We start from the raw sequence: 3,400 nt of genomic DNA on the forward strand, positions 1-3,400 counted from the left end.
CCCTAACACACCCATTGTTCAATACGGCGCGGAACCCTGGCTTCCCTATAACCGTGTCAAGCTATCATCATTGCTGGCGGGCGAGATATCCGCGGTTGACATCCAGAATGAATTGCAAACAAATCAGGAGAATTATGTAGTACAACACCATAACTGCGCTATTAAAGGCATCGATCGAATTAACGCTTGCGTGATCGACAGTCAAGGACACCGGCAGCCTTATAGCAAACTAGTTCTTGCCGTCGGATCCAGCGCACATATTCCAAGTATACCTGGTGCAGATAATCCCAATATCTTTGCTTTTCGTGACATGAACGATGTGCAACAACTGCTGGCACGCAGAGTACGAAGCAGACGCACTGTGGTGGTAGGTGGCGGCTTACTGGGCCTGGAAGCGGCGCGGGCTATGCAAAAGAACAATACAGAAGTTGTTGTTGTTGAACACAACCCCAGACTAATGCAAAGGCAACTCGACGAACCAGCCGCAGAAATGTTACGCGAACATTTAATGCAACTGGGCATTAAATTTTATCTGAAAACAGCTATTAAATGTTTTGAGGCTAGCGGTTCTAACCACTGTATCTATTTCAACAACGGTAAGTCTATCGTTTGCGACACCATCATAGTAGCCACAGGAATTAAACCCAATATAAAGCTGGCTCTCAATGCAGGATTACGTGTCGGTCGTGGCATTAAAGTCAGTGACACACTACAGACTTCAGATAAAAACATTTATGCCGTTGGCGAATGCGCTGAGCACAAAGGTAATATTTATGGTTTTGTTGCTCCCGGAATGGAACAGGCATCGGTTGCAGCACATCATATTGCCGGTAAAGAGGTTACCTACCCTGGTTCTATATCAACCACCAGGCTAAAAGTTGTCGATAAAAGTGTATTTAGCATTGGCATTGTAGGCGACGATATAGATTCAACCTATCATACCCAGATTTCGTATCAGGACTCGTCAAAAGGTATTTACCGCACACTCACACTACAACGATTCAAGGTGGTTGGCGCAATTGCGATGGGGCCATGGTCACATATATCACGCCTGCAAGAGGTAGTAACTCATAAGCGCAAACTATATCCCTGGCAAATACGTCGATTCAAAAAATACGGTGATATATGGACTGGAGAAACCTCTACCAGTGTCGCTTCCTGGCCTGCAAGAGCCGTAGTATGCAATTGTACAGGAATCACCCGAGGCGAAATTACCCAGGCAATCACCGAAGGAAACTGCTCTCTCGATGCAATTATGCAATGCACGGGTGCATCTACAGTATGTGGTTCATGCAGACCACTGGTTGGACAGCTCGCCAATAATGAAACTGAAGAAACTGCAGCCCCGAAAGGAATATTAGCAACAACAATATTGACGATTGCAGGATTAATAGCAACGATTTTGCTGCTAGGAATACCTGCTATCGATGCAGCACCCTCCGTGCAGCAATTCTCCATAAACTTTCTCTGGGAAGATACTTTCTGGAAACAAGTGAGTGGCTATAGCGTATTGGCACTAACAGTCATCGGATTATTAATGTCATTCCGAAAGCGCTGGCGGTTATTCAAACTGGGTGATTTTGCCTATTGGCGCGTGCTTCATATCGCACTGGGTGTAACGGTACTGTCTCTATTAGTACTACACACCGGATTACAGCTGGGCTCTAATCTTAATCTGGTATTAATGCTCACCTTTCTTGGTGTTGCACTAACAGGTTCTATTGCAGGCGCTGTTGTGGCCATGGAACCCAGGCTTGACCCACTTACCGCAAAGCGTGCCCGGTCGTATATCAACTATGCACACTTAATTTTATTCTGGCCCCTGCCGGTTTTGCTGGGTTTTCACATTGTGTCTTTTTACTATTTCTAGGGGGCATATTAAATGATAAGTAAAAAAACATTGTGGATCCTCTGGGTGGTAGTAACAGCCAGTCTGAGCAGCTACTACGCTTATGGCCTGGTTGGTAAAGACAAATCCATGTTTATACCTGGTGCAACAACCTCGGGACACTACCAGATCGAACTGGCTTGTGAAGCCTGTCACACCGATCCCTTTGGCGGCAAAGAAGTGTTACAGGAATCCTGTATGGAGTGTCACGGTAAGGAATTAAAACTGGTCGATGATTCGCACCCTAAGAGCAAGTTTACTGATCCCCGCAATGCAGACCGTATCGCCATACTGGATGCGCGTTATTGCGTGACCTGTCACGTTGAACATGTTGAAGACCGAACCCACACCATGGGCGTTACCTTACCCGATGACTTCTGTGCCTATTGCCATCAGGACATCGAGGAAGATCGCCCTTCACACAAGGACATGGCTTTCGATACCTGTGCTGCTGCAGGCTGCCATAACTTCCACGACAATAAAGCACTCTATGAAGATTTTCTTGTAAAACATGGTAAGGGAGAAAAATTAACTGCCACGCCTTTGGTAATTAGCCGGACTTTTGCTGAACACTATCGCCAGCAAAAGAAAAATATCAGCCCGCTAACCATTAAGGACGCCAGGTATCCTGCATCAAAAGAGGTTGACGAACTGATTCTGGCTCAGTGGGAGCAAACCGCCCATGCCAGGATCGCTGTCAACTGTGTAGATTGTCATCAGGTAAAAACCGCAATCAATATAGCAGGCACCTGGCAGGACAAACCATCGATTGAAGCTTGCCAGGAATGTCACGAACTGGAAATGGAAACATACCAGCTGGGCAAGCATGGGATGCGCCTGGCGCAAGATATGACCCCACTCGATGTAAGCACAGCTCGTCAGCCTATGAAAAAGGATATTAAGGATAGCCAGCATGATTGCATGTCCTGTCATGGCTCCCATGATTTTAATACCAGGAAGGCTGCCGTGGATGCTTGCTTAACTTGCCATGAGGACGAGCATTCCAGTGCATATAAAAGCTCACCACACTACAAGCTCTGGCAAGAGGCAACAGCGGGAAAAATTGCTGATGAAGCTGGAGTCAGCTGCGCCACCTGTCATTTACCTCGCCTTAGCATAAAACACAAAGGTGAAGAGCGAACCCTGGTACAGCACAACCAGAACCACAATTTACGACCAAACGAAAAAATGATTCGCGATGCCTGTTTGTCCTGCCATGGACTGGGATTTTCCATTGACGCCCTGGCAGATTCGAAACTAATCGCAAATAACTTTAATGGATTACCCCGACAAAACATTCCCAGCATTGCGATGGCTATGAAACGGGAAAAGGAGAAAGCCGCAGAAAAACGCAACAAATCACGAAAAAAATCCAAATCGGATGAATGACAGGCAATTTATTTTTTAACTAACCTAAAAAAAGGAGAAGTACAATGAGATCAACATTAATAAAATACCCAAAAACAATAGCAACTGTACTACTAACCGGCAGTCTTGCACTGGTAGTATCGG

The 3,400-nt window shown here is 45.9% G+C and carries 2 protein-coding genes; both read left to right on the top strand.

The genetic code is table 11. The features are described 5' to 3' along the window. Positions 1–1,870 (top strand): FAD-dependent oxidoreductase (locus ACWVCM_RS04310; protein WP_455200484.1); only part of this gene is annotated, 1,870 nt, incomplete at its 5' end. Between the two features lie 12 nt (positions 1,871–1,882). Next, positions 1,883–3,277, top strand: a complete 1,395-nt coding sequence (locus ACWVCM_RS04315) for a cytochrome c3 family protein (RefSeq protein ID WP_455200485.1) — start codon at positions 1,883–1,885, stop codon at positions 3,275–3,277. Positions 3,278–3,400 lie beyond the last annotated feature (123 nt).

This window comes from Kaarinaea lacus (assembly GCF_975902315.1).